This window comes from Actinoplanes cyaneus (assembly GCF_016862095.1).
Taxonomy (GTDB): Bacteria; Actinomycetota; Actinomycetes; order Mycobacteriales; family Micromonosporaceae; genus Actinoplanes; species Actinoplanes cyaneus.
Genome location: NZ_BOMH01000074.1, coordinates 54,624 through 76,185, shown reverse-complemented (window position 1 = coordinate 76,185; position 21,562 = coordinate 54,624). Strand labels below are relative to the sequence as shown.

Sequence of the window (21,562 nt, the reverse complement as noted above, 5' to 3'; positions counted from 1 at the left end):
GGGCGGCCGTCACGACGGGCGGCCCTCATAATGGGCGGCGTGAATCTGCGCCGGCGTAAGAAACTGCAACGACAACTCCTCGAAGCCGCCGGCTGGGGGACCACTGACCAGGTCACCGCACTGCTCCGCGCCGGCGCCGACCCCAACTGGCCCGGCCCCGACGCCGACCTCCCGCTCTACCGCGCCAGCGTGCAGAACAGACCCGCCACCATCCGGGCCCTCATCGCCGCCGGCGCCGACCCGCACCTCGAAAGCGGCCACGGCGAGGAAGGACTACCGCTCTGCGCCGCCGCCAGCTGGGGCCACGACGACGCCGTCCGCGAACTGCTCGCCGCCGGCGCCGACCCGCACGCCCGCGAGGACGACGGCCACGGCCACACCGCCCTCGAATGGGCCGAGGCCGGCAACCACCAGAACACCCTCACCCTGCTCAGGGACGCCGCCCGATAACACGGCGCCCCCACACCACCGGGTCACGACGACGCCGAACCCGCCTCACCCAGCTCCGCCAGCCGCGCCTCGATCTCCGCCAGCTCCGCCCGCAACCGCTGCGCCTGCTGCTCCGCCTCGGCACGCTCACCGGCCAGAATCTGCTCGACCGCCTCCTGCACCCCCGGCACGTCGATCAACTGCACCATCTTCAACGCCTCCGCCGGACGAATCACATACGGCTTCGCCAGCGCCTTCGCACCCTGATTCGCCCCCACCGTCCACTCGCCCTCCGCGTAGGCGAGCGTCACCGTCAACGACGGACCCGGCTTCGGCTTCGCCGGACGCGCCACCTTCCGCGGAGCCGGCGCCGTCATCTCCTGCTGACCTTCTTTATCCACATCGTCCTCACTCTTACGCTGCACCGGCGACGGCTTCGGCTTCTCGATCGGCTTGTCGATCAGAAACTCCGGACCCGACAGCACCGGCTCCGGAGCAGGCGCCGGCGCCACCGGCGGCACCGCCTTCTTCACCGGCACGCCCTTCGGCGCGATCCGCAGATCAACGGGGGAGAAGGGCAACTCGTCACGCCCGAACTTCACCACCACCCACTCCTCGGACACCGCGGGATCCTCCAACCCCACCACCTGCCCGATCTGCCCCGCGATCTGCCCCGCCGACTCGGTGAACTGCACCTTCGGCTTCCGCCCGGCCGCCAGCGCGTCCCGGATCCCGTCCAACTCCTCCGTGGTCAACCCACGGGCCTCCACGCCGGCCGCGGCCATCGTCCCCACCTTCGTACGCCTGTATGAGAGGGCTCCCTTTCTACCAGCCCCCACCGACAAGAACCGTTCGCCCCGCCGCACACCCAAGATCAAGATCAGGCGTCGGACGACAGGGGAGCGGCACCCCGAACAGCGCCGGCTGGCGAACGCGCATCCGCCGAGGGCCATCGATCGCCCGATGCGTGCGCCCAATACCTCGTGACCACTCCGCCGACGTCACCGCCGTGCGCCGCACCCTCCCTGCCCAATCAAGATCAGCGATATCGTGCCATGCCGCCCACGCACAGGCCGGGGGAGACGTCAACCTTCAGTTGACCGCTGTGGCCACCCGCACCGACTCGGGAAAGCAGCCGCCTGACGCCTGGGCACGCGAAGACGGCCGGGACTCGCTGAGCCGCTGTTGATCACCGAACCCCGGAGCGGTCACTCGTCAAGGGTCGGTCGACGGTTCTCCCGACACGAGTCGGCGCGCGCGACGAGTGCGCACATCGGAAGAATCCGCGCTGAGCGCTTCTCAGAGAACTGATAGATCGGCGCATGCGCTGGATCAGCGTTATCAAGCCCTTCCGACCACCTAAAATCTCAGGTCGATAATTTATATTATGTCAACTAACCGCCAGAGAGGGGTGTCGCAGGGCAGCCTCTCGCTCCCCTCAATGCGAAGTTCGCCGGTGCGCACCCGCCAAGTGCGCAGGGCTGCAGACCCCGGGCTCTTGGCATGGAAGCCACTGAAGGCACGAATTGGCGCCTGAAGGCCTGTAAACCTGCGTGCCGATCAATGCGCGCTCGACCGGACAGGCGTTCTAACAGCTGACCAAGCGGCCGGCTGACGAGTCATCGCGATGGTCCTCACCTGCGCGGCTCGACTCGGGATGCCGGTTCCCTCAGGGCCGGGTCGGCCTCTGTGCCTCGAAGCGCGCGGCCCCCTACTCCGGGCCAGCCGATCGGACCTGGGTCCCATCCGCCGCGGTCGGCAGGAACGCGCCGGACACCGCGAGCATCGGTGCCCGTGCAGCCCCTTCCCTGCCCGGTGAGGCGAAAGTCGTTCGGAATGGTGACCTACATGCTAAGGTCCATCTGGAAACGAATGCGGATATATCATGCATAATATCTCTTATGCAGCACGAATCAGCCGTTGAGCCACTCTCCCCTCTCGCCGAGCTGGTTGACGAGTTCCTCGCCGCGCGGGCGACGCGCAAGCCCTCGGCGCACACCCTGGCCGCGTACCACCGTGATCTGTCTCTGGTGTTGCAGCAGACCGTGCCCGCGCCGCAGTCCCCCGCCGACCTCTCCCCTCGCGTGCTGCGTGCCGCTTTTGCCCGGTTCGCGGCGGAGCGCGCCCCCGCTTCCGTGGCTCGGGCCTGGTCGTCGTGGAATGCGTTCTTCACGTTTCTGGTGACCGAGGGTGTGGTGGCGGGCAATCCGATGTCGGCGGTGGACAAGCCGCGGATGGTGGCGCACTCCCCCAAGCCGTTGCGGGGTGAGGACACGCCGGAGGAGCTTCTGCGGGTGGTGTCGCGCGTCGACGAGCGGCAGCGTGATCCGTGGCCGGAGCGGGATGTGCTGGTTCTGGCGCTGGCGTTGTGTGCGGGGTTGCGGTTGTCGGAGTTGCTGGGTTTGCGGGTCGGTTCGGTGTCGGGTCGTGACGGTGAGCGGCGGGTGGAGGTGGCCGGCAAGGGTGGCCGTCCGCGGTCGGTGCCGATCGACGGTGGGCTGGATGCGGCCGTGCAGCGGTATGTGGAGAGTCGCCGGGTGCGGTTCGGCCGGGTGTCGGCGTCGGATCCGTTGCTGGTGGATCGGCATGGTGCGCCGTTGCAGCGGGGTGGTCTGCAGTATCTGGTGCGGTCGTGTTTTCGTCGTGCGGGTGTCGGTGATCGGGTGCCGCGGGGTGCGCAGTTGCATGCGTTGCGGCACACGTTCGCGACGCGGCTGGCGGAGGACGGGGCGAACGCGTCGGAGATCATGCGGTTGCTGGGTCATGCGTCGTTGGCGACGTCGCAGAACTACATCGAGGTGACGGCGGAGCAGCAGCGCGCGGCGATCCAGTCGAACCGGACGAATCGCGTGTTGCGGGAGTTGGCCTGACGCGGGCCCCTGGCTACGCCTGCGGATCGAGGTCGCGGTGCTGATGCCGTACGCGGGAATTTGTCCGTTAGGTTGATCTTCATGAAGTTGCGTGAGGATGAGGTGCGGGTGGGGTCGGCGGCCGGGGAGATCCGGGCGGTCGTGGTGGCGCCGGCCGGTGGCGGGTCGTTTCCCGGGGTGGTGTTGTACACCGACATTTTCCAGCTGACGGAGTCGACGTTGCGGTCGGCGCGCAGGTTGGCCTCGGAGGGGTTCGTGGTGTGTGTGCCGGAGATCTATCCGCATTCCGAGCTTGCGGGGGTGGCTCTGGAGTTCGACGATGCGGGTAAGGCGCGGGGGCTGGCGGGTGCGGCGGCGACGTCGGCGGCGCAGTTCGATGCGGATCGGGTGGCGGTGCTGGATTTCTTGCAGCGGCGTGACGATGTGTCGTCGTTGCTGGTGACGGGTTTTTGTATCGGTGGTCATCTGGCGTTCCGGGCGGCGTTCGACGAGCGGGTGGCGGCGACGGTGTGTTTTTATCCGACGGGTTTGCACAATGGTCAGCTGGGTGCGGATGTGGCGGATTCGTTGTCGCGGGCCGGTGAGATCCGGGGCCGGTTGATGGTGGTGTTCGGGTCGCGGGATCCGCATGTGCCGCCGGCGGCGCGGTTGGAGACGGTGTCGTCGTTGTACGCGTCGGGGTTGACGGATGTGGAGTTGCACGTCTATCAGGGTGGTGAGCATGCGTTCATGCGTGATGTGGGTGCGCGGCATGATCCGGTGTTGACGGATCTGGCGCTGGCCGAGGCGGTTTCGTTCTTCCGTGGGCGCTGATCGGGGTGTTTCCGCGGGCGACGTTGGGCACTGATCGGCTGGTTCTGCGGGCGTTCGAGTCCGGTGACGCGCCGGCGGTGCATGCGGTGTGGAACGAGCGGGAGTTCGTGCGGTTCGCTCCGGTCGGTTTCCGGTATGCGGGTGCGGCTTTGGATCGTGCCGTGGATTGGTGTGCCCGGGGGGAGCTTTTCGCCGGGGTGGATCGGGCCAGTGGCCGGTTGGCGTGTCATGCGACGTTGTTCGGGGCGGATTGGTCGGCGATGACGGCGGAGATCCACTATTGGACGGCGGCGTGGGCGCGCGGGCGGGGTTTCGCGGTGGAGGCGGCGCGGGCGGTGGCCGGGTGGGCGTTGTCGGAGCTGGGTTTCGCGCGGATCACGTTGCAGTCGGATGTGCGTAATGGGGCGTCGCGGCGGGTGGCGGAGTCGGCGGGGTTCGTGTTCGAGGGCGTGTTGCGTAATGCGTCGTGGACCCGGTCGGGGCGTTCGGATCTGGCGGTGTTCAGTCTGATTCCGGGTGATCTGGACCGGTCAGGCGGGTGAGTGCGGCGCGCAGTGTGTCGTGCTGGGGGGCGTCGTCCCGGCCAAAGCCGCCGCCTCCGTCACCCGGTACCCCCTCTACCAGCGGCCACGGGCTTACTTCGTGTGGATCTCGGTGCCGGCGACGACCGAGCCGGTGATCGGGTTCTGCGGGGCCTCGATGACGCAGAGCATCACGCGGTCCTCCGGCCAGGACTCCGCCGATGGGTAGTACTGCCAGGTCTTCCAGCCGTCGACGGCCGGGGAGTCGTACTGGCCGAAGGACTCGTCGCAGAACTGCTTGACCTTCTGCTCCAGGACCTCGGCTCCGGGGTACGTGTCGCCGGGCAGGGTGCTGATCGCGTATACCTCGGCCCGATGGTCCTTCTCGCAGTCGATCACCGGAAACGCGTAGGCCGTCTCGTCCTCGAGATCCGAGATGCAGTTTCCCGCCGTGACCTCCGCGGAGTTGACCATCGTGAAGTCGTCGTCCTGGAAGTGGCGGGGCACCCAGAAGAAGAGGCCCCACACGATCGCCCCGCCGGTCACCGCCAAACCCACATACCCGGGCCACTTCCGTTTCGCGCCACCCAGATAGGGATCATTCGCATAGCTCTCGGTCACGCCCGGAACGGTACCGGCCGATGATCATTCCGCGCGGCCCCGGTCAGTAGGCAATCTCGCTCGAGGAGCCTGGCGCGGGCAGGCTGTCCGGCCAGGGTCGGTAGCGGAACGCGCCGATGATGTCCTGCAACTGGGTGGAGATGCGGGACAGGTCGGTGGCGGCCGTCTCGGCGGTGTCGAGGCGGGTGAGGATGGTCGGGTTCCCGCCGCGCAGTGCTGATCCGATGCGGTCGTCGCGCCAGCGGTGCATCTAGTGGTAGGCGCGGGCGGTGCGCAGCAGGAAGGCGGGCATGCGGACCCGGGTGTCGTCGATCTCGGCGACGGCTTCGACGTCTTTGATGGTGGTGTCGGTCCACACCGGTTCCGGGAAGCACTGGTGCAGGTAGTCGCGGGTGATGGTCCAGCCCTCCCCCGCCGCGGCGGAGATCGCCAGGATGTAGATCATGGTGCCGGGTTCGGTGAGGGCGGGCAGCTGCGCGAGGTAGGCGTCGACGTCGCCGCCGTCGCGGTGCAGGTTGTGCAGCAGGCCGCTGTCGAAGATGGTGTCGAACGGCGCTTGCGGCAGGTTCAGTTTGGTTGCGTCCTGCACGTCGAAGGTGGCGGTGAGCCCGGCGGCTTTGGTGCGGGCGGCGGCGATGGCCAGCGGTGAGATGTCGATGCCGGTGACGTGGTAGCCGCGGCGGGCCAGGGTGCAGGCGAGGTCGCCGGTGCCGCAGCCGAGGTCGAGGATCTTGGGGCCGCGCACGCCGTGTTCGAGCAGGGCGGTGAGGGCGGGCTGGGGTTTGCCGATCTCCCAGGGGGTGTTGCCGGTCCGGTAGCGCTGGTCGTAATCGGTCATGTTCTCCCCCGTTGCCGGTCGTCCGGGTGGTGCTGTTTGAGGCTTGGTGCCGTTTTTCCCGGGTTTTGAGAGCCCAACCTTCAACCCGAGGTGTGCGTACGACCGTGGCCGACGCCCGGAGATTATCGTGCGGGAATGGGTGGCGCGGAGGCGGTGGTGTCGTACCACTGTGGGACGGCGACGGTGTCGGACTACGTGGTCGGTGGCCGGCTGCGCTGGGAGGTGTCCCACGGGTGCGGGGACGGCGTGGAGCTGGTGTGCGGGCGCGGGGAGCTGCCGGCGGATCTGCGGGCGGCGGTGCTGGCGCAGTGCGGCACGTTCGGGGTGCGGTTTCCCGCCGGTGATCGGGTGGCGGTGATGCGGGTGTTGCGGGGGCGCGGGGTGCCGGTGGGTGAGCTGCGGTCCGTCCTGGCGCAGGGGGTGACCGGGACCGAGGCGGAGATGGTGCTGCTTGCCGGGCAGCTCGCCGCGGCGGGTGTCGCGGTGGTGGTCTCGCGGCGCGAGGATCCGGACCTGCCTGGTGTGGGCGGCTCTCAGCGGCGGCCGACGCCGCCGTAGATGGCCACGTCATGGGGTGTGGGCAGGGTTGTCCCGGCGGGTGGGCGCCATGCGGAGACCGGGACGATGCCCGGGTCGAGCAGCTCCAGGTCGCCGAAGAAGGAGGCGATCTCCTCGTGGGTGCGGGGGAACACGCCGGCGATTCCTTTGCCGATCACGTCGCGGGCATACGCCTTCTCCTGCTCGCTGGCGAAGTCGGTGGTGCCGTGGGTGAGGGTCAGGTAGCTGCCGGGGGCGAGCGCGGACAGCAGCTCGTGCACGATGTCGCGGGCCTGCCCGGTGGAGTCGATGAAGTGCAGGACGGCGACGAGGGTCAGGCCGACGGGCCGGCTCAGGTCGAGGGTGTCGCGGAGTTGCGGGTGGGTGAGGATCGTGCCGGGCTCGCGCAGGTCGGCCTCGATGTAGCAGGTGCGGCCGGTGTCGGTGCCCGACAGCAGGGCGCGGGCGTGGGTCATCACCATGGGGTCGTTGTCGACGTAGACGACGCGGGCGCCGGGGTTGGCGCGCTGAGCGACCTCGTGGGTGTTGTCGGCGGTGGGCAGGCCGGTGCCGATGTCGAGGAACTGGTCGATGCCGGCGTCGGCGGCCAGGTGGTGCACGGCGCGTTGCAGGAACGCGCGGTTCTCCCGGGCGGTGAGCCGGATCGTGGGGTGGGCTTTCTCGATCAGGTCGCCGGACTCGCGGTCGGCGGCGAAGTGGTCCTTGCCGCCGAGCCAGTAGTTGTAGCGGCGGGCCGGGTGGACGGTGGAGGTGTCGAGGTGGTCGGCCACGTGTCATGCTCCCCGTGTCGAGGTCGGCGGAACTGTCCGTGACGAAGCTATCGCAAAAGGCCACCGGAAGTCCTTTGTGGATGCTATGAATGTGCGGTGCGGAAACGGGTCACGGACGCCTGCGCGCGAGCGCTGGCGTGTTGCGGTTTCACCCGGCGCCGGCACGGGATCCTGCTGCAGCCGGAGTGCGGCTGGCTGGACCTGCGCTTGACGGGCGAGGATGACCTGGTGGTGGCGGATCCGGTGGTCGGGGTGCGGCACGAGCCGGTGGAGCGGATCCTGCTCGCGACGGCCGGCTGGGACGAGCCGCTGGCCTGTGTGACGTTGCCGCTGGGCCGGCGCTGGGAGTTCGCGGCCGGCGCGGAGGTGGGGCCGGCGGTGCAGGAGCTGACCGAGGCGGTGGTGGTGCAGGGGCAGCCGTTCATCGACCGGTGGGCGCACTGGCCGGCCCTGGTCCGCCGGATCGAGTCGCTGGCACCGGAGCGGACCAGGCAGTTCCTGGTGCCGGCGGTCGCGCTCGCCGACGGGGACCCGGTGCGGGCGCGGGCGGTGGTGCGGGCGGAGGTCGCCCGGCTGGCGGGCCGGCAGGACGGGTATGCCACGGCCTACCGCAGTTTCGCGCGCCGGCTGATCCGGCTCGCCGAGCGTGGTGCGTGATGAGCCGGCCGGGCGCCTGGCGTACCCAAATCGGTTGCTTGTCTTCGTAGGGTGAAGCGCATGCGAGTGATCCGTTTCTACACGGCGGGTGGCCCTGAGGTGTTGCGGGTGGAGGATGGCGAGCAGCCGGAGCCGGGCGAGGGTGAGCTGCTGATCCGGGCCGCGGCGATCGGGGTGACCCGCCCGGCGGTGCGGCGGGTCCGGGAGGCCGAGGGCCCGTTCCCGGCCGTGCCCGGCGGGGAGGTCGCCGGTGAGGTGATCGGTGCCGGTCCGGGGGTCACCGGCTGGCAGGTCGGGGACCGGGTCGCGGCGTTGCCGTTCGGCGGCTCCTATGCGCAGGTGGTGACGGCCCCGGCGATCATGGCGTCCCGGATTCCGGACGACGCGTCGTACGTGCAGGCGGTGGCGCTGGTCCGGTCCGGGCATGTCGCGCTCGGCGTGCTGGAGGCGGCGGCGGTGCAGCCGGGCGAGTCGGTGCTGGTCACCGCTGCCGCGAGCGGCGTCGGTCATCTGCTGGTCCAGGCCGCTCGCCGGCGCGGCGCCGGGCGGGTGGTCGCGGTCGCCGGCAAGGCCAAATCCGATTTCCTGTACGGGCTGGGAGCCGACGAGGTCCTCGACTACGACGATCTGAGCCCGGCGCAGCCGGTCGACGTGGTTCTCGACGGCGCCGGTGGTGACGTGCTGCCGCGGGCGCTGGCGGCGGCCCGTCCCGGCGGCCGGCTGATCTTCTTCGCCAGTGGTGGTGGCACGGTGCCCGCGTTCGACCTGCTCGCCGGCGCGAAGACGATCACCGGTTTCGCGATGGCGCACTTCGCCCGCAACCACGGCGACCGGTATGCCGTACACAGCGAGCAGCTGTGGCAGTTGTCCGCCACGATCCACGCCGAGCTGCCGCTGGACCGGGCGGCCCGGGCCCACGAGATCGTCGAGGCGCGGGAGAACCGCGGGAAGGTGGTGCTGGTTCCGTGACCATTCGCTGGGTGACCGGTTTCCTGGACACGCCGGCCGCGGACGCGCCGGTGGCCGAGCAGTTCTGGCTGGCGGTGACCGGCACCACGTTGTCGGTGCGCCGCGGCGACGGCACGTTCGCCACGTTGCGGCCGCCGTCGGGTGACGCGATGCTGCGCGTGCAGGTCGTCGGCGACGACGGCCCGGCCCGCTGCCACCTGGATCTGCACGTGGCCGACCCGTTCACGGCCGCGCCGCCGCTGCTCGCGCTCGGTGCCGCCGAGGTGATGCGTGACGACGAGATCGTGGTGCTGCGCTCCCCCGCCGGGATAGCGTTCTGCCTGGTCCCGTGGAGCGGCGAGCGGACCGCCCCGCCGGCCGCGGTGTGGCCGGGCGGTCAGGCGAGCCTGGCCGACCAGGTGTGCCTGGACATTCCCGCTGCCGGGTACGAGACGGAGGTCGCGTTCTGGCGTGCGGTGACCGGCTGGGAGTTCGAGCCGATGCCGGACTCGCCGCAGTTCCAGCGCCTGCTGCCGCCGGCGCCGATCCCGATGCGGCTGCTGCTGCAGCGCCTGGACGACGGCCCGGCCGGGGTCCACCTCGACCTGGCCTGCGACGACGTGCCTGCCGAGGTGGCCCGGCACGAGGCTTTGGGTGCCACGGTGGTGCGCCGGCTCCCGGGTGACTGGACCACCCTGCGTGACCCGGCCGGCCGGGCGTACTGCGTCACCGCCCGCCCTCCGCGCAGGGGCTCACCCGCCGACTAGCCCGCGGGGATGATCCGAACGGACGCCACGATCCGGTTGCTGGGCCGGATCGCCGCGTGGCGGCACGGCCCGCTGAGCGTGATCCGGGCCCTGGCGCGGCAGGAACGCGCCCCCGCGTCGGTGGCCGCGCTCTGAGCGGTGACGGCTCAGCCGAGCCCGTCGGGGATCCGGTGCAGGATCGCGGTCAGGAACGTGGGCAGGTCCGCGGCGACCGGTGTCGCGCAGCCCGCCTCGTACGCCCCGCCGGAGAGCTCGCCGCCGGAGAAGGCCAGGACCGGCCCGCCGGCGCCGCCGGGCAGGGCGAACAGGGTGCCGCCGCCGTCGCTGCCGAACACGACCACCGGCCGGCCGTCACTCAACCGGCGCGGGTGACCGGGGTCCTGCCCGGGCAGCGGCGGCCGGTGGATCCAGTATCCGTTGCCGACGTCGGGCAGCCCGACCTCGGCCACCACCCGGTACAGCGCGAGCAGCTCGGCCGGCAGGGCGTCGCCGTGCAGGCCGGCGAGCCCGGCGAGTTCCTGTGCGGTGGCCGGCCCGCCGACCACGTACTCGTCGGGCGCGAATCCGAACCGTGTCGTGAAGGAGCCGGCCAGGTCGGCGGCGGCGGCCTGCACGTCGGCGCGCCACTTCTCGACGTTCATCGCAGCGTTCCGGGCCCGGTCAGCTCGGGCAGGACCACGTCGCGGCCGGTGACGGCCATGGTCAGCGCTTCTGCGGTGCCCCGCACGGCGGCGCCGTCACCGGCCGCCCAGTCCACATCGGTGGCGTGCAGGCGGACCCCGGTCAGGCGGCCGGGCCGCACGAGCCCCGGCGCCGCGTCCGGCCCGGTCAGGTGGTCGAGAAGGAACTGCCAGTGCGTGACGGGCACGTCGACCGGCAGGCCGAGGGGGCGGGCGATGTCGCGCAGGTGCACGCAGGTCTCCGCGAACGGCCCCATCGGCCCGACCCGGACCGGGTCGATCTGGTCGCCGGCGTGCTCGCGCAGCAGGGCGATCAGGGTGGTCCGGTCGCGGCGTGCGATCCGGCGGGTGAGGTGGTCGACGGTCCGGTCGGTGTCGCCGCGGTAGCGCAGTGCCGTGGCGACGAAGCGGGGGAATCCGATCAGCATCGGCTGCACGAGGTGCGCTGCCATCTCGTGGACGGTCCATCCCGTGCACAGTGTGGGGGTGCGCCACTGGGTGTCGTCGAGGGAGTCGAGCAGGTCGGCGATCAGGAGCCGGTTGGCGGTGGTCATCGTGTAGACGTTCATCGGCGTACGTCCCGGTTCAGCGCTCGTAGCACCTTGAGGGCCGCCGCGATCTCGTCGTCGCCGCAGTCGGCGGCGATCGTGTCGAGGCGGGCCAGTTCGTCGTCGTGGACGCGGTCGAACAGGGCGGTGCCCGCCTCCGTGAGGCGCACCAGCACCGAGCGGCGGTGCGCCGGGTTGGTCTGCGCGGTGACCAGCCCGCGCGCGGCGAGGTCGTCGACGTGCCGCTGGATGCCCTGCCGGGCCAGGTCGAGGCGGTGCGCGATGCCGGGCACGGTCAGCGGCCCGGCGGTGGCGAGCACTTCGAGGACGGCGCGCATGCCGACGCTGATCCCGTCGTCGCGCAGCGCCGCCTCGACCACCCGGGCCGAGTTGAGCACGAGGGGCCGGGTCTCGCGCAGCACGTCGTAGATCCGTGCACCCCGCCCACCCGTCATGACAACAATGATGTCATATCGAGGGTGGTGCCGTCACCGCCGTACGCGCCGAGCTTCTTGATCGTCGCGGCCGGGGTGCTCAGGGCTGGTCGTCGAGGGTGACGCGGGCGATGAGCTGCTTCAACCGGCTGATCTCCGCGGCGAGGGCGTGTGTGCCGGCCGGGGTGAGGGTGATCCAGGTCCGTCCCCGCTTGCCCTCGTAGCCTTTCTCCAGCGCGACCAGGCCGGCCGTCTCCAGCACGCCGAGGTGCTGCGACAGGTTCCCGGCCGTGAGCTGCAACTGGGTGCGCAGGTAGCCGAACTCGACCCGGCAGGCCTCGTGCGCGATGGTCAGGATCCCGAGCCGGACCCGCTGGTGCACGACGTCGTCGAGGCCGGTCACCGGGTGCAGCGCGTCGGCGGTCACCGCTGCCGCCGGCGGGCCAGGGCGAAGCCGGCCGCGCCCAGTGCCAGGACGACCCCGCTGATCACCTGCGAGGGCAGGAACTCGGCCTGCACGCTGGTGTGCATCTGCCAGCCGAACGTGATCGGGATCAGCACGATCGCCAGGTAGGCCAGGGTGAACGCGAGCAGCGCGAGATTACGTTCGAGGCGGGCCAGGACCAGCAGCGCCACCCCGATCGTGCCGGCCGGGGCGACCAGGCGGTCCAGCAGCAGGATCCAGTCGGCGGTCGGCGGCGCGTCCGGCGCGGGCGGGTGGTTCGCGACGTAGATGCGCGCCCCCACCCAGGCGGCGGTGAAGACGCCGGTCAGGGCGGCGCCGGTGATCGCGTACGGCAGCACGCGCGCGTCGACGCCGCGGGAACGGGCGACCCGCCGGTAGGCCACGGCGATCACCGTGTACGACAGCAGCAGCGCCGGTGGCCAGAAGTACAGCGAGCCGAGCCGGTTGAACCGGCACGCCCCGCCGGCGGCGCAGTCGACCTGCATGCCGAACCAGTCGACCGGGATGGCCACGAACGTCGCCACCGCCAGGACCAGCAGCGCGACCCAGGTCACCCGCCGGTCGGCGCGCACCCGCCGGGACAGGGCGTGCACCTGCGAGAGCAGCCGCCGCGGGTCTCCCCCGGCGTGAACAGAATCAGCAGTCATGCCAATAGGTTTCCATCACAAACCGATTTGCGCCAGTGCCAATCTACGGATCCAGAGGCTCGATGACCGGCTTGCGGGAGTGCTCGTAGATCACTGAGCTGCGGAAACCCACGATCTCGCGGCGCCCGCTGAACTTGTCCATCAGAAAACCGTGCAGTGCGTCGACGCTGGGCACGGCGACATGCACCAGGAAGTCGTCCCCACCGGCCACCACGAACACCGACAACACCTCAGGCAGGCCCATCGCGTACGCCTTGAAACTGTCGATGACGGTCCGCGACAGCGGCCTGATCTGCACGTGCAACAGCGCCTGCACCCCGCGGTGCAGCGCCCCCAGGTCCACCTCGGCGTGAAACCCGGTGATCACCCCGCGCTCACGCAGCGACCGGACCCGTTCCAGGCACGTCGACGGCGCGATCCCGACCCGGCGGGCCAGTTCCCGGTTCGTCTGGCGCGCATCCGTCTGCAGGTGCGCCACGATCGCCGAATCAAGTTCGTCCACGACCGGGATTATCCACCAAACCCCGAACGTCGTTCGGAATCGCTGATCACCGGCCGTGCGGATGGCTAGCTTCTCCCGCATGGAGCACGAACTTGTCATCACCCGGCGCGGTCACCGGACCGGCCTGCCGATCACCGTCGCCGTCCACTCCACCGCCCGCGGCATGGCGGCCGGCGGATGCCGGCTCACGCACTACCCGCACTGGCGCGACGCCGTCACCGACGCGCTGCGCCTGTCGGCCGCGATGACCGGCAAGACCACCCTCGCCGGTCTGCCCCTGGGCGGCGGCAAGACCGTCGTCGCCCTGCCGGCCGGGCACCTGCCCGACCGGCGCGCACTGCTGCTCGACGTCGGCGACACGATCGCGTTCCTCGGCGGGCGCTACGCGACCGGCCCGGACGTCGGCACCGGCCCCGACGACATGGCCGTCATCGGCGAACGCACCGAGCACGTCTTCTGCCGGCCCGCGTCCGCCGGTGGCAGCGGCGACTCCTCCGAGCACACCGCCACCGGCGTGATCGCCGCCCTGCGCGCGGTCTGCCGGCAGCGCTTCGGCAGCCCCGACCTGGCCGGGCGCCGCTTCGCGATCCTGGGCCTGGGCCGGGTCGGCGGTCACGTCCTGCGACTGCTCGCGGCCGAGAGAGCCCATCTGGTCGCCGCCGACACCGAGGACCGCGGCGCCCTGGCCGCCCGGCACGGCGCGACCTGGGTCAGCCCCCGCGACTGCCTGGCCGCGGACGTGGACGTGCTGATCCCGGCCGCGCTCGGCGGCCTGCTCACCGCCGCCTCGGTGCCCGCGCTGCGCTGCGCGGCCATCGCCGGGCCGGCCAACAACCAGCTGGACGTGCCCGCGACCGCGGACCTGCTGCACGAGCGCGGCATCCTGTGGGCGCCGGACGTGGTCGTCAGCGCCGGCGGCCTGATCCACGCGACCGCCGTCGAACTGTTGCACGAGACCCCGGAGCAGGTCGCCGCCCGGCTGCACGGCATCGGCGACACCCTCGCCACGATCCTGCAGACGGCGGCCACCACCGGCGTCACCCCCGCGACCGTTGTCGATCAGCTGATCACGCAGGATCAGGACCGGTTCGCGGTACGGCACTGAGAAAAGTGTCGTACCCCGGGGGCAGCATGGGCGCATGACGTCCTCGGCCGGTGACCTGCTCGCGGCTGTCGTCGCCCGCGCCCGGGCCGACTTCGCCGGCAAGAACGCGGTGTCGCGCGGCGGCGGCGCCGTGCACGCGGTCGCGACCGTGCGCTGGCTGGGCGAGCTGGAGGTGCCCGCCCCGCTCTGCCACGTCGGGGTCAGCGGCGGCGAGCTGGCCGCGCTGCGCCCGACGACGTCGCCGATCACCTGTCACCGCTGCCTGCGGGCCACCGGCGCCGACGGCCTGACCGTCGCCGCCGATGGCCCCGAGCAGCTGCCGCTGTGGCCGCTGTGACCACCCCTGCTCGGCGTTGCCCCGCGCAGCGGACACCGGGGTGCGTGGTGGAGCAAGCGCTGCCCGGGTGGTGACACCGGTGCGGCACACGAGCGCACCGAGGCGGCGCCGGCGATGGTCCAGTTCGCGGCTCGCGCGCGCCGTCGCTGCCGCCGCCGGCTCGGAGGCGGTCAGCTTCGCAGGTAGGTCAGGACGGCGAGTACCCGGCGGTGGCCGTCGGTCTCGGGGAGGTCGAGTTTGGTGAAGATGTTGCCGATGTGTTTGGCCACCGCGGCGTCGCTGATGCCGAGCGTCCGGGCGATGGACGGGTTGTTGTGTCCTTCGGCCATCTGCCCGAGCACCTCCCGTTCCCGCGCGGTCAACCGGTCGAGCGGGTTGGTCGTGCGTGGGCGGTTCAGCAACTGCCGGACCACGTCGGGGTCGATGACGGTCTCGCCGGCCGCGACCCGCGACACCGCGTCGGAGAAGTCGGCGACCTCGCCGACGCGGTCCTTGAGCAGGTAACCGACTCCGGCCCGGCCGGACGGGCCGAGCAGTTCAGCGGCGTACGCGGTGGCCGCGTACTGCGACAGCACGAGGACCGCCGCGCCCGGGTCGCCGGCGCGCAGTGTCACCGCGGCACGCAGCCCTTCGTCGGTGAAACCGGGCGGCATGCGGACATCGGTGACGACCAGGTCGGGTCGGTGCTCCCGGGCGGCCGCCATCATCGCGTCACCGTCACCGACCGCCGCCACCACGGTGTGGCCCAGTCCTTCGAGCAGGCTGACGAGGCCGGCCCGCATGAGCGTGGCGTCTTCGGCAAGCACTATTCGTAACGACACGGCAGGTCGATCCGCACGGTGGTGGGTCCTCCTTGTGGGCTGCTGATCTCCAGGGTGCCGGCCACGACGGCCACCCGGTCGGCCAGCCCCCGCATGCCCGTGCCCAGGGACGGTTCAGCGCCGCCCCTGCCGTCGTCGACGATTGTCAGCGCCAGCCGTTGCTCAGCGAGTCTGCCACTGATCTGGATACGCGTGGCCGCGGCGTGTCGTACCGCGTTGGTCAGGGCCTCCGAGACCACGAAGTAGGCGGTGGACTCGATCTCGGGCGGCAGCCGGCCCGGCAGGTCGAGGTCGGCCTCGACCGGAACCGGACACCGTTCGGCGAGTTCGCGTACCGCCTCGGCCAGCCCGAAATCGGTGAGGATCTGAGGATGGATGCCGCGGATCTGGTCCCGCAGGGTCGTGAGTGCCAGCCGAGCCTGCTCGTGGGCCTCGCCGACGAGTTCACCGGCGCGTCCGTCCGCGGCGGCCAGATGCCGCTCGGCCAGGCCCAGCTTCATCGTCAGGAGCACCAGATGTTGCTGCGCGCCGTCGTGCAGGTCTCGCTCGATCCGACGGCGCTCGGCCTCGAACGAGTTCACCAACCGGCTGCGTGACCGGGCCAGTTCCTCGACCTGACGGTTCGTCTCGGTGCCGGTGGGCGCGAGCAGCCACGTGGCGAAGGCTGCCTGGGCGCCGCCGAGCACGCTGATGCCGTACAGGGTGATCACCGTCGCGGGCACCCCGGCCAGACCGGCCACGGCGCACGCCTGCCCGACGGTCTCGACCGTCCAGGTGCCCACCGCGACCTGGACGTTCGCGCCCACCCCGACCAGCAGCGGCAGCACCAGCAGCAGGAGGCAGAGGAACAGGACGAACACCGCGGCGAGGTCGAGGAGCGCCAGCACCGACAGCAGGCATGCGGCATAGCCGAGTTCGCGCCAGGTGGCAGCCTCGGTCACCCGCAGCCGCACCCACGCCCAGCCGCTCGGGGGCGCGGGTGCGTGCGGGTCGGGGACCCCCAGGGGCGCCATGATGCCGAGCCGGTGGCGCTCCAGCGCCCCGATCGGCATGCCGACGAGTATCAACAGCGGCGGAAACAGCAGCAGCGGCATGATGGCCAGCCAGGCGATCGGGATGACCGCCACGCTGCTGGCCACATAGGCCAGGCTGCGCCATGGCCACCGCGACAGGACGAATCGGACGGGATTGCCCGCCATCGCCCGCCACACGCTCGTCGCCACGGTCACGACCCTACGACCCGGCAACGGGAGCAACGGTGTCAGCCCGCACCGAGGACGCCGAGCAGCGCGGTGGCGGGTTCGAGCGCCGAGAGTGCACCGGCCGCTGTCATGAGCAGCAGCAGGCATGCGGTCAGAGCCGTGATGACACCGAGTGTGCTGTGCATGAATCTGACGCGGGTGGCGCTCGGGTCGCCGACGATACGCCGCTTCCAGAGATGGACGCTCGCCAGGCCGGTTGCCACCATCAGCGTGGCGGCGATCGCCACCATGACCCAGTGGTAGCGCTCGACCTCGCCGAGAAGTACCGGCAGCACGGGGGAACCGGTGTGCGGGCCGGCCGATGCCGCCAGCCCTTCGCGCATCTCACTCACCACCTGTGCGAGTCTTCCGTCGGCGGTTCTACCGGGTAGCAGCGGCAGCAACGCGACCAGCGGTACGGCCGTCGCCTGGATGTTCACCATGAGCACTCCCACGGCGAGAACCGTCCCCACCGTGGCGGCGGTGGCAGCCGCCGCGTACCAGGGGCGGACTCGCAGGTATCTGCGCCACAGCGCGGTGGTGAGCAGGGCGAGGACAACGACCGACAACGCGCTGATCGCCACCTTGATCGCATGCCATTGGAACCAGTAGTCGACCAGCGTCGTCAGGCCGGCGGGGAACTCCGGGGTTCCGCTTCGCCAATACTCGACGAGAGCACGCCCGACGGCGTCCTGCAGTGCCGCGTCACTGTCGTAAGCCCCGAAGGTCGGCCTCAGGAGCGCGGCGGGGGCGACCACGAATGCTGCCACCAAAGCTGCGCCGGCCGCCAGCAGCAACCCGATCACGGACCTCGAAGGCAGTCGAACAGTTTCGCGGTCGGAACCTGGTGGTGGTGCGGCGGCACCAGTTGTCGTGATCGATCGAAATCGCATGGGACGACGGTAGAAAAGAGCCGCCCCGAGCGCGATGGCCCACGAGCTAGCACCACCGGGTGAGGCTGCACTACCCGCACGGTATAGCTGGCTCTACCTCAGGCCGGGAAGAGCCTGCTGACCGTTCGCGGCGGCGAGCACTGTTCTGACCGTGGTTGCCGGCGCCTGGCAACCACGGTCAGAACCAGCCCTGGGCGTGGTCACCGCGCCGGAGAGTGGGACGGCGATTTCCTCAACGCGGCCGCCGCCGTTCCGATCTGCAGGGCCAGGCACACGGCCGGCGACCGGGAGGGCGCGTGATGGACGAGCACCACTGCTGGGAGATCATCGAGGCGGCCCGGGGCGAGGCCGGCCCGGTCTGGGACAACCTGGACGTACGCTTGGAGTCGGCCCTGGTCGCTCAGCTCGTGCGACTGCCGCCGGCACAGGTCGCCCGGTTCGGGGACTACTTCCGGGCGTTGCGGCAGCGGGTGCACCGCGACGACCTGTTCATGGCCGCGTTCCTGATCCACCACGGGTGCGGCGACGACTCGCTCGGCGACTTCAGCGCCGGCCTGATCGGGCTGGGCCGCGACTGGTACGAGCGGGTCCTGCAGGACCCGGACGTCCTGGCCGGGCATCCGGCGGTGCGGGGTGTCGCGGCGGGCCGGGTCGACATCGGTGTGCTGCTGACCGAGCGTTTCCGGTGGGCGCCGCAGCGGGCACTGCGCGAGCTGGCCGGTGAGGAGAACGACGGCTACTACGACACCGGTGAACCGGTCCGGCTCAGCGACCCGCCGCTGACCGGCGCGCGGCTGCCGTGCCGCCTCGACGCCCTGGCCGCGTTGTTCCCCCGCCAGCAGCAGTACCTGCGGGAGTTGTACCCGCACCTGACCGGCGTCTCCTGACCCGCTACCCCCGGCCGGCCCGCACCGTGGCTACCGGGGTCTCACGCCCGGCCGAGTGCGAAGCGCCCGGCCGCACCACGGAACACCGCCTAGTCGGGCTGGCGCTGACGCAGGTACGCCAGGACCGCTTCGCGGGTGGTCCGCACGCCGAACAGCGCCCGCGCCTCGGCGATGCGCCGGTTCGCCGTACGCAGGGACAGGAATTCCGCGGCGGCAGCCGCCGCGATCGTGTCACCGGCCGCGAGGCGGTCCAGCAGGGCCCGCTGCTCGGGGATGAGGTGCGCGACCGGGTCGGCGCCGTCGGCGCCGCGGTGCACCTGCCCGATGCGGCCCAGGTCGTCGACGAGGGCACGCCCGGCGGGTGACTCGGTGTCGCAGACGGCGACGACGCCGGCGCCGCGGGCGGCGGCGAGCACGGCCAGGCGCGCCGTGTCGGTGTCGTCGTCGCCGATGCGCCCGTGCAGCACGATGTGGGCGGCGGCGACGTCCCAGGCGGGGTCGGGCAGGGCGAATCCGGGCCGGGCCGTCCAGCCGTCACGGGCGAGGCGGCGCAGGACGGTCTCGGCGTCGGCGGCAGTGGCAACTACGTGGCGTGGTGTGTCGGGTTGTGGGTTCACCGGCCATCCTCGCTGTTGTCGCTGGTGTCGGACCGGGTGGCGAAGCTGTTGTCGCTGACGCCGGGTCGGGCAGCGACGGGGGTGTCGCCGGTGTCGGGCCGGTTCGCGAACGCGAGCGCGGCAGCCTCGGTGCGGGTGCGGGCACCCAGTTTGCGCATGCTCGCCCGGATGTGGGTGTCCACGGTCTCGGTGGAGATCCCCAGTTGCCCGGCGATGCGGCGGGTCGGCTCGCCGGCAGCGACCAGGCGCAGCACGTCCTGTTCGCGCTGGGTGAGCCCGCCCTGGGAGCGGCGCCCGCGCACGTCGCGGTGGATGCCGTGCCCGCGCAGGCCGCGCCGGGCCCGGCCGGCCAGCACGGTCAGCCCGGCCGCGTCGGCGAGCTCTTCGGCCCGCTGCAGCGCGGCGACGGCCCGGTCGCGGCCGGGGTCGGTCAGCCCGGCGGCGATCAGGCAGCGGATCTGTTCGCGCAACGCGACCGGTTCCCAGCTGTCGGCGGCGGCGCCGAAGCCGTTGCCGACGGCCCAGGCGGTCAGGGTGCGCCGGGCCGGGCCGGGCAGCCCGGTCGGGATCGGCGCGTTGTCCCGGACGCCGAGGTCGTGTGCCGCCCACCGGGCGGTGATCGCGTGCAGCCCGGCGAGCAGGCCGTCACCGGCGTCGCCGGTCTCCCCGCGTTCGGGTTGCCCGTCGAGCCAGGCGGCTTCCCGGGCGACCCAGTCGGCGGCCGGGTGCCGGGGCACGTCCTTGAGCCGGGCGCGGGCCGCGGCGAGCAGCCCGGTGTCGGCCTCGATCAGGGCGGTGGCCGCGGTCGCGTACGCCCGGGCCTGCTCCGGCAGGGCCAGGTCGGTCAGGTTCGCGGCCTGCCGGACGACGGTGTCGGTGCCGGCGCTGGGCCCGTGCAGGGCCAGGGCCCAGTCGGCGGCGGCCAGGAACCGGGTCTGCCAGCCGTAGGCGAGGGCCTGCCCGGCGGCGTCGGCGGCGCGGCGCGCGGCGGCGGCGGACTCGGCGAGGCGCCCGTCGGCGGCCAGATGCTCGACCAGCAGCCACGCGCTCCACCGGCTGATCAGCGGATCACCGGCCGGGTCGGCGGCCGCGGCCAGGTCGGTGTCCCAGCCGGGCACGCGGTGTGCGGCGCGCACGGCCGCGATCGCCGCGGCGACCCCGGGCAGCGGTTGCGGGTGCCGGGCGGCGACCTTGTCGGCCAGGTCGAGGGCCGACATCGGCGCGGTGTCCAGGGCGGACAGCAGCAGCACCCGGTCGCGGGCGGCGACGACCGCGGCCGCGGCGGCGTCCGGCACGCCCCGCACGGCGCGGACCGCGGCGTCCGGGTCGCCGGCCTGCAGCAGCGCCTCGCCGTGCAGCACGGCGACCTCCAGGGCCAGGGGTGCGGCGGCGCCGGTCGGCCGGGCCCCGGCGGCGGCGAGCACCGCCGCGGCGTCGCGGGCACGCCCGGCGACCAGCAGCGCGTCCGCGGCGGCCAGGCGGACCCGCAGGTCGACGGGGGTGTTCAGGCCGCAGGCGAACAGCAGCAGCGCCGCGCGTTCGCCGCCGCCGGCCTGGTCGGCGGCGAGCAGGGCCTGCCGGTACGCCCCGGCGTCGTCGCCGGCGGCGGCCAGGTGCCGGGCTGCTTCGGCGGGCGGCGTCAGCTGTGCCAGGCGCTGGTGCATCTCGGCGCGGGCACCCGGGTCGAGCAGGCCCGCGGCGGTCTCGGCGACGTAGGCCGACACCGGGGACAGCGCCCCGCCGGGGTCGGCGTCGACCAGGCCGGCGGCTTGCAGGTCGGCGGCGCCGGGACCGAGCAGTCCGGCGGGGGCGGGCCGGCCGAGCAGCCCGAGCGCGGCCAGCGCGGTCCGGGCGGGGCGGGGCAGGTCGGCCAGGGCGGTCGCGATCGCGTACGCCAGCTGGTCGACGTCCTGACCGGCCGGGGCCTTGCCGGCGGCTGCCTGCCGGGCCAGCGCGATGATCGCCAGGGGGTTGCCGCCGGCCCGGGCGACGACCGCGGTCAGCGCCGGGTCGTCGAGGCGGGCGGCGGTGCGCCGGGCCAGGGCCAGGGCTTCGTCACCGGTCAGCGCCGGCACGCTCAGCCACGCGGTGGCGGCCTCGCGCAGCGCCTGGTGCGTCTCGTCGGGGATGCGGTGCGGGGTGCGCAGCGCGACCAGGACCCGGCAGGTGCGGGCCAGGTGCGGCAGCGCGGCGACGGTGGCCGGGTCGCAGTGCTGCACGTCGTCGAGCACGAGCAGCCCGCCGCGGACCCGGGAGCGGACCGCTTCGGCGAGCAGGTGCACGTCGTCGCCGGGCAGGCGGGCGCGCACGGCCCGGGACAGGGCCAGGGCGGGAACTCCGGCGAGCATGGCCAGGCCGCCGCCGGCGTGCACGGGGCCGGGGACCGCGGCGGCGATGCGCTGCAGCAGGGTGCTGCGGCCGCAGCCGGGCGGGCCGGTGAGCACGACGAGGGCCGGGCCGTGACGCAGAGTGGAGGATGCGGCCAGGTAAGGCTCGTCCGCCACTAGTGGTCCTCCTTCTCTGGCACGAACACGGGATCCCCCAGGCGGCACCGGCATCCGTAGTCTGTGCTGCGAACGAAGAACCGAACCT

At 72.2% G+C, this 21,562-nt stretch carries 28 protein-coding genes; 12 read left to right on the top strand and 16 right to left on the bottom strand.

Translation table 11 applies throughout. From position 1 onward, the window contains the following. Window positions 1–39: 39 nt before the first annotated feature. Window positions 40–450 (top strand): ankyrin repeat domain-containing protein, encoded by a 411-nt coding sequence (locus tag Acy02nite_RS41280; RefSeq protein ID WP_203754263.1) that lies wholly within the window; start codon window positions 40–42, stop codon window positions 448–450. 23 nt (window positions 451–473) lie between these two features. Here Acy02nite_RS41280 and Acy02nite_RS41275 read toward each other — a convergent pair whose 3' ends face one another. After that, on the bottom strand, window positions 474–1,214 hold the full coding sequence (locus Acy02nite_RS41275) for a hypothetical protein (RefSeq protein WP_203754260.1): 741 nt from the start codon (window positions 1,212–1,214) through the stop codon (window positions 474–476). Window positions 1,215–2,330: 1,116 nt separating this feature from the next. Here Acy02nite_RS41275 and Acy02nite_RS41270 point away from each other — a divergent pair. The 3 genes from Acy02nite_RS41270 (at window position 2,331) to Acy02nite_RS41260 (ending at window position 4,654) form a co-directional block, all read left to right on the top strand. Continuing rightward, entirely contained in the window at window positions 2,331–3,299 is a 969-nt protein-coding gene (locus tag Acy02nite_RS41270) for a tyrosine-type recombinase/integrase (protein WP_203754257.1), read from the top strand. A gap of 81 nt (window positions 3,300–3,380) precedes the next feature. Further along, entirely contained in the window at window positions 3,381–4,112 is a 732-nt protein-coding gene (locus tag Acy02nite_RS41265) for a dienelactone hydrolase family protein (protein ID WP_203754254.1), read from the top strand. A 5-nt stretch (window positions 4,113–4,117) separates the two neighbouring features. Then, window positions 4,118–4,654: a GNAT family N-acetyltransferase gene (locus tag Acy02nite_RS41260; RefSeq protein WP_203754251.1), complete on the top strand. Its 537-nt coding sequence runs from the start codon at window positions 4,118–4,120 to the stop codon at window positions 4,652–4,654. Between the two features lie 93 nt (window positions 4,655–4,747). Here the strand turns inward: Acy02nite_RS41260 and Acy02nite_RS41255 are convergent, their stop codons facing one another. Genes Acy02nite_RS41255 through Acy02nite_RS41245 form a run of 3 tightly spaced genes read right to left on the bottom strand, consistent with a single transcriptional unit; the run spans window position 4,748 to window position 6,092 of the window. Continuing rightward, window positions 4,748–5,254, bottom strand: coding sequence for a septum formation family protein (locus Acy02nite_RS41255; RefSeq protein WP_203754248.1), 507 nt, complete (start codon window positions 5,252–5,254; stop codon window positions 4,748–4,750). Between the two features lie 43 nt (window positions 5,255–5,297). Continuing rightward, window positions 5,298–5,504, bottom strand: a complete 207-nt coding sequence (locus Acy02nite_RS41250) for a hypothetical protein (protein ID WP_203754245.1) — start codon at window positions 5,502–5,504, stop codon at window positions 5,298–5,300. After that, complete coding sequence (locus tag Acy02nite_RS41245) at window positions 5,505–6,092, bottom strand: class I SAM-dependent methyltransferase (RefSeq protein WP_203754242.1); 588 nt, start codon at window positions 6,090–6,092, stop codon at window positions 5,505–5,507. A gap of 135 nt (window positions 6,093–6,227) precedes the next feature. On the opposite strand from Acy02nite_RS41245, the gene Acy02nite_RS41240 reads away from it, so the two are divergent. Continuing rightward, entirely contained in the window at window positions 6,228–6,650 is a 423-nt protein-coding gene (locus tag Acy02nite_RS41240; RefSeq protein WP_203754239.1) for a hypothetical protein, read from the top strand. Here the strand turns inward: Acy02nite_RS41240 and Acy02nite_RS41235 are convergent. Then, the gene (locus tag Acy02nite_RS41235) at window positions 6,626–7,420 is read right to left on the bottom strand and encodes an SAM-dependent methyltransferase (RefSeq protein ID WP_203754237.1); all 795 of its coding nucleotides are present in this window, start codon (window positions 7,418–7,420) and stop codon (window positions 6,626–6,628) included. The genes Acy02nite_RS41240 and Acy02nite_RS41235 overlap by 25 nt on opposite strands. 96 nt (window positions 7,421–7,516) lie before the next feature. On the opposite strand from Acy02nite_RS41235, the gene Acy02nite_RS41230 reads away from it, so the two are divergent. Genes Acy02nite_RS41230 through Acy02nite_RS47390 form a run of 4 tightly spaced genes read left to right on the top strand, consistent with a single transcriptional unit; the run spans window position 7,517 to window position 9,927 of the window. Beyond that, complete coding sequence (locus tag Acy02nite_RS41230; RefSeq protein ID WP_203754235.1) at window positions 7,517–8,077, top strand: hypothetical protein; 561 nt, start codon at window positions 7,517–7,519, stop codon at window positions 8,075–8,077. 60 nt (window positions 8,078–8,137) lie between these two features. Continuing rightward, on the top strand, window positions 8,138–9,046 hold the full coding sequence (locus Acy02nite_RS41225) for a quinone oxidoreductase family protein (protein ID WP_203754233.1): 909 nt from the start codon (window positions 8,138–8,140) through the stop codon (window positions 9,044–9,046). After that, a complete protein-coding gene (locus Acy02nite_RS41220; RefSeq protein ID WP_203754231.1) occupies window positions 9,043–9,792 on the top strand; it encodes a VOC family protein in 750 nt (249 codons plus the stop codon). Before Acy02nite_RS41225 ends, Acy02nite_RS41220 begins: the two co-directional genes overlap by 4 nt. A 9-nt stretch (window positions 9,793–9,801) precedes the next feature. Then, window positions 9,802–9,927: a hypothetical protein gene (locus Acy02nite_RS47390; protein WP_264653392.1), complete on the top strand. Its 126-nt coding sequence runs from the start codon at window positions 9,802–9,804 to the stop codon at window positions 9,925–9,927. Window positions 9,928–9,938: 11 nt separating this feature from the next. Here the strand turns inward: Acy02nite_RS47390 and Acy02nite_RS41215 are convergent, their stop codons facing one another. The 6 genes from Acy02nite_RS41215 to Acy02nite_RS41190 form a co-directional block, all read right to left on the bottom strand. Further along, complete coding sequence (locus tag Acy02nite_RS41215; RefSeq protein WP_203754229.1) at window positions 9,939–10,433, bottom strand: SMI1/KNR4 family protein; 495 nt, start codon at window positions 10,431–10,433, stop codon at window positions 9,939–9,941. Further along, complete coding sequence (locus Acy02nite_RS41210) at window positions 10,430–11,041, bottom strand: maleylpyruvate isomerase family mycothiol-dependent enzyme (RefSeq protein ID WP_203754227.1); 612 nt, start codon at window positions 11,039–11,041, stop codon at window positions 10,430–10,432. The genes Acy02nite_RS41215 and Acy02nite_RS41210 overlap by 4 nt, the downstream gene beginning before the upstream one ends. Continuing rightward, window positions 11,038–11,475, bottom strand: coding sequence for a MarR family winged helix-turn-helix transcriptional regulator (locus tag Acy02nite_RS41205; protein ID WP_203754225.1), 438 nt, complete (start codon window positions 11,473–11,475; stop codon window positions 11,038–11,040). The genes Acy02nite_RS41210 and Acy02nite_RS41205 overlap by 4 nt, the downstream gene beginning before the upstream one ends. Window positions 11,476–11,554: 79 nt before the next feature. Then, on the bottom strand, window positions 11,555–11,881 hold the full coding sequence (locus Acy02nite_RS41200) for a transcriptional regulator (RefSeq protein WP_203754222.1): 327 nt from the start codon (window positions 11,879–11,881) through the stop codon (window positions 11,555–11,557). After that, the gene (locus Acy02nite_RS41195; RefSeq protein WP_203754219.1) at window positions 11,878–12,567 is read right to left on the bottom strand and encodes a hypothetical protein; all 690 of its coding nucleotides are present in this window, start codon (window positions 12,565–12,567) and stop codon (window positions 11,878–11,880) included. The genes Acy02nite_RS41200 and Acy02nite_RS41195 overlap by 4 nt, the downstream gene beginning before the upstream one ends. A 43-nt stretch (window positions 12,568–12,610) precedes the next feature. Next, window positions 12,611–13,069, bottom strand: coding sequence for an Lrp/AsnC family transcriptional regulator (locus Acy02nite_RS41190; protein WP_239175724.1), 459 nt, complete (start codon window positions 13,067–13,069; stop codon window positions 12,611–12,613). Between the two features lie 79 nt (window positions 13,070–13,148). Between Acy02nite_RS41190 and Acy02nite_RS41185 the strand changes: the two genes are divergently transcribed. Together Acy02nite_RS41185 and Acy02nite_RS41180 are read left to right on the top strand one after the other, a co-directional pair. Continuing rightward, window positions 13,149–14,174 (top strand): Glu/Leu/Phe/Val dehydrogenase family protein, encoded by a 1,026-nt coding sequence (locus Acy02nite_RS41185; RefSeq protein ID WP_203754215.1) that lies wholly within the window; start codon window positions 13,149–13,151, stop codon window positions 14,172–14,174. 34 nt (window positions 14,175–14,208) lie between these two features. Then, window positions 14,209–14,511: a hypothetical protein gene (locus Acy02nite_RS41180; protein ID WP_203754213.1), complete on the top strand. Its 303-nt coding sequence runs from the start codon at window positions 14,209–14,211 to the stop codon at window positions 14,509–14,511. A 170-nt stretch (window positions 14,512–14,681) separates the two neighbouring features. Here Acy02nite_RS41180 and Acy02nite_RS41175 read toward each other — a convergent pair whose 3' ends face one another. From Acy02nite_RS41175 to Acy02nite_RS41165, 3 genes are read right to left on the bottom strand one after another with little or no spacing between them, the layout of a single operon-like run. Then, window positions 14,682–15,293 (bottom strand): LuxR C-terminal-related transcriptional regulator, encoded by a 612-nt coding sequence (locus Acy02nite_RS41175; RefSeq protein WP_239175731.1) that lies wholly within the window; start codon window positions 15,291–15,293, stop codon window positions 14,682–14,684. A gap of 23 nt (window positions 15,294–15,316) precedes the next feature. After that, a complete protein-coding gene (locus Acy02nite_RS41170; protein ID WP_203754210.1) occupies window positions 15,317–16,555 on the bottom strand; it encodes a sensor histidine kinase in 1,239 nt (412 codons plus the stop codon). 38 nt (window positions 16,556–16,593) lie between these two features. Continuing rightward, the gene (locus Acy02nite_RS41165) at window positions 16,594–17,379 is read right to left on the bottom strand and encodes a hypothetical protein (RefSeq protein WP_203754208.1); all 786 of its coding nucleotides are present in this window, start codon (window positions 17,377–17,379) and stop codon (window positions 16,594–16,596) included. A 386-nt stretch (window positions 17,380–17,765) separates the two neighbouring features. On the opposite strand from Acy02nite_RS41165, the gene Acy02nite_RS41160 reads away from it, so the two are divergent. Next, on the top strand, window positions 17,766–18,353 hold the full coding sequence (locus Acy02nite_RS41160) for a DUF4240 domain-containing protein (protein WP_239175730.1): 588 nt from the start codon (window positions 17,766–17,768) through the stop codon (window positions 18,351–18,353). Between the two features lie 89 nt (window positions 18,354–18,442). Here the strand turns inward: Acy02nite_RS41160 and Acy02nite_RS41155 are convergent, their stop codons facing one another. Both Acy02nite_RS41155 and Acy02nite_RS41150 read right to left on the bottom strand, forming a co-directional pair. Then, entirely contained in the window at window positions 18,443–18,970 is a 528-nt protein-coding gene (locus Acy02nite_RS41155) for a LuxR family transcriptional regulator (RefSeq protein ID WP_203754202.1), read from the bottom strand. Next, window positions 18,967–21,474, bottom strand: a complete 2,508-nt coding sequence (locus Acy02nite_RS41150; RefSeq protein ID WP_239175722.1) for a LuxR C-terminal-related transcriptional regulator — start codon at window positions 21,472–21,474, stop codon at window positions 18,967–18,969. The genes Acy02nite_RS41155 and Acy02nite_RS41150 overlap by 4 nt, the downstream gene beginning before the upstream one ends. Between the last annotated feature and the right edge of the window lie 88 nt (window positions 21,475–21,562).

Coding starts and splice junctions, on each gene's coding strand:
- Acy02nite_RS41275 (WP_203754260.1), bottom strand. CDS start 1,214: ATGGCCGCGGCCGGCGTGGAGGCCCGTGGGTTGACCACGGAGGAGTTG.
- Acy02nite_RS41270 (WP_203754257.1), top strand. CDS start 2,331: ATGCAGCACGAATCAGCCGTTGAGCCACTCTCCCCTCTCGCCGAGCTG.
- Acy02nite_RS41265 (WP_203754254.1), top strand. CDS start 3,381: ATGAAGTTGCGTGAGGATGAGGTGCGGGTGGGGTCGGCGGCCGGGGAG.
- Acy02nite_RS41250 (WP_203754245.1), bottom strand. CDS start 5,504: ATGCACCGCTGGCGCGACGACCGCATCGGATCAGCACTGCGCGGCGGG.
- Acy02nite_RS41245 (WP_203754242.1), bottom strand. CDS start 6,092: ATGACCGATTACGACCAGCGCTACCGGACCGGCAACACCCCCTGGGAG.
- Acy02nite_RS41240 (WP_203754239.1), top strand. CDS start 6,228: ATGGGTGGCGCGGAGGCGGTGGTGTCGTACCACTGTGGGACGGCGACG.
- Acy02nite_RS41225 (WP_203754233.1), top strand. CDS start 8,138: ATGCGAGTGATCCGTTTCTACACGGCGGGTGGCCCTGAGGTGTTGCGG.
- Acy02nite_RS47390 (WP_264653392.1), top strand. CDS start 9,802: ATGATCCGAACGGACGCCACGATCCGGTTGCTGGGCCGGATCGCCGCG.
- Acy02nite_RS41215 (WP_203754229.1), bottom strand. CDS start 10,433: ATGAACGTCGAGAAGTGGCGCGCCGACGTGCAGGCCGCCGCCGCCGAC.
- Acy02nite_RS41210 (WP_203754227.1), bottom strand. CDS start 11,041: ATGAACGTCTACACGATGACCACCGCCAACCGGCTCCTGATCGCCGAC.
- Acy02nite_RS41205 (WP_203754225.1), bottom strand. CDS start 11,475: ATGACGGGTGGGCGGGGTGCACGGATCTACGACGTGCTGCGCGAGACC.
- Acy02nite_RS41195 (WP_203754219.1), bottom strand. CDS start 12,567: ATGACTGCTGATTCTGTTCACGCCGGGGGAGACCCGCGGCGGCTGCTC.
- Acy02nite_RS41185 (WP_203754215.1), top strand. CDS start 13,149: ATGGAGCACGAACTTGTCATCACCCGGCGCGGTCACCGGACCGGCCTG.
- Acy02nite_RS41180 (WP_203754213.1), top strand. CDS start 14,209: ATGACGTCCTCGGCCGGTGACCTGCTCGCGGCTGTCGTCGCCCGCGCC.
- Acy02nite_RS41175 (WP_239175731.1), bottom strand. CDS start 15,293: ATGCGGGCCGGCCTCGTCAGCCTGCTCGAAGGACTGGGCCACACCGTG.
- Acy02nite_RS41160 (WP_239175730.1), top strand. CDS start 17,766: ATGGACGAGCACCACTGCTGGGAGATCATCGAGGCGGCCCGGGGCGAG.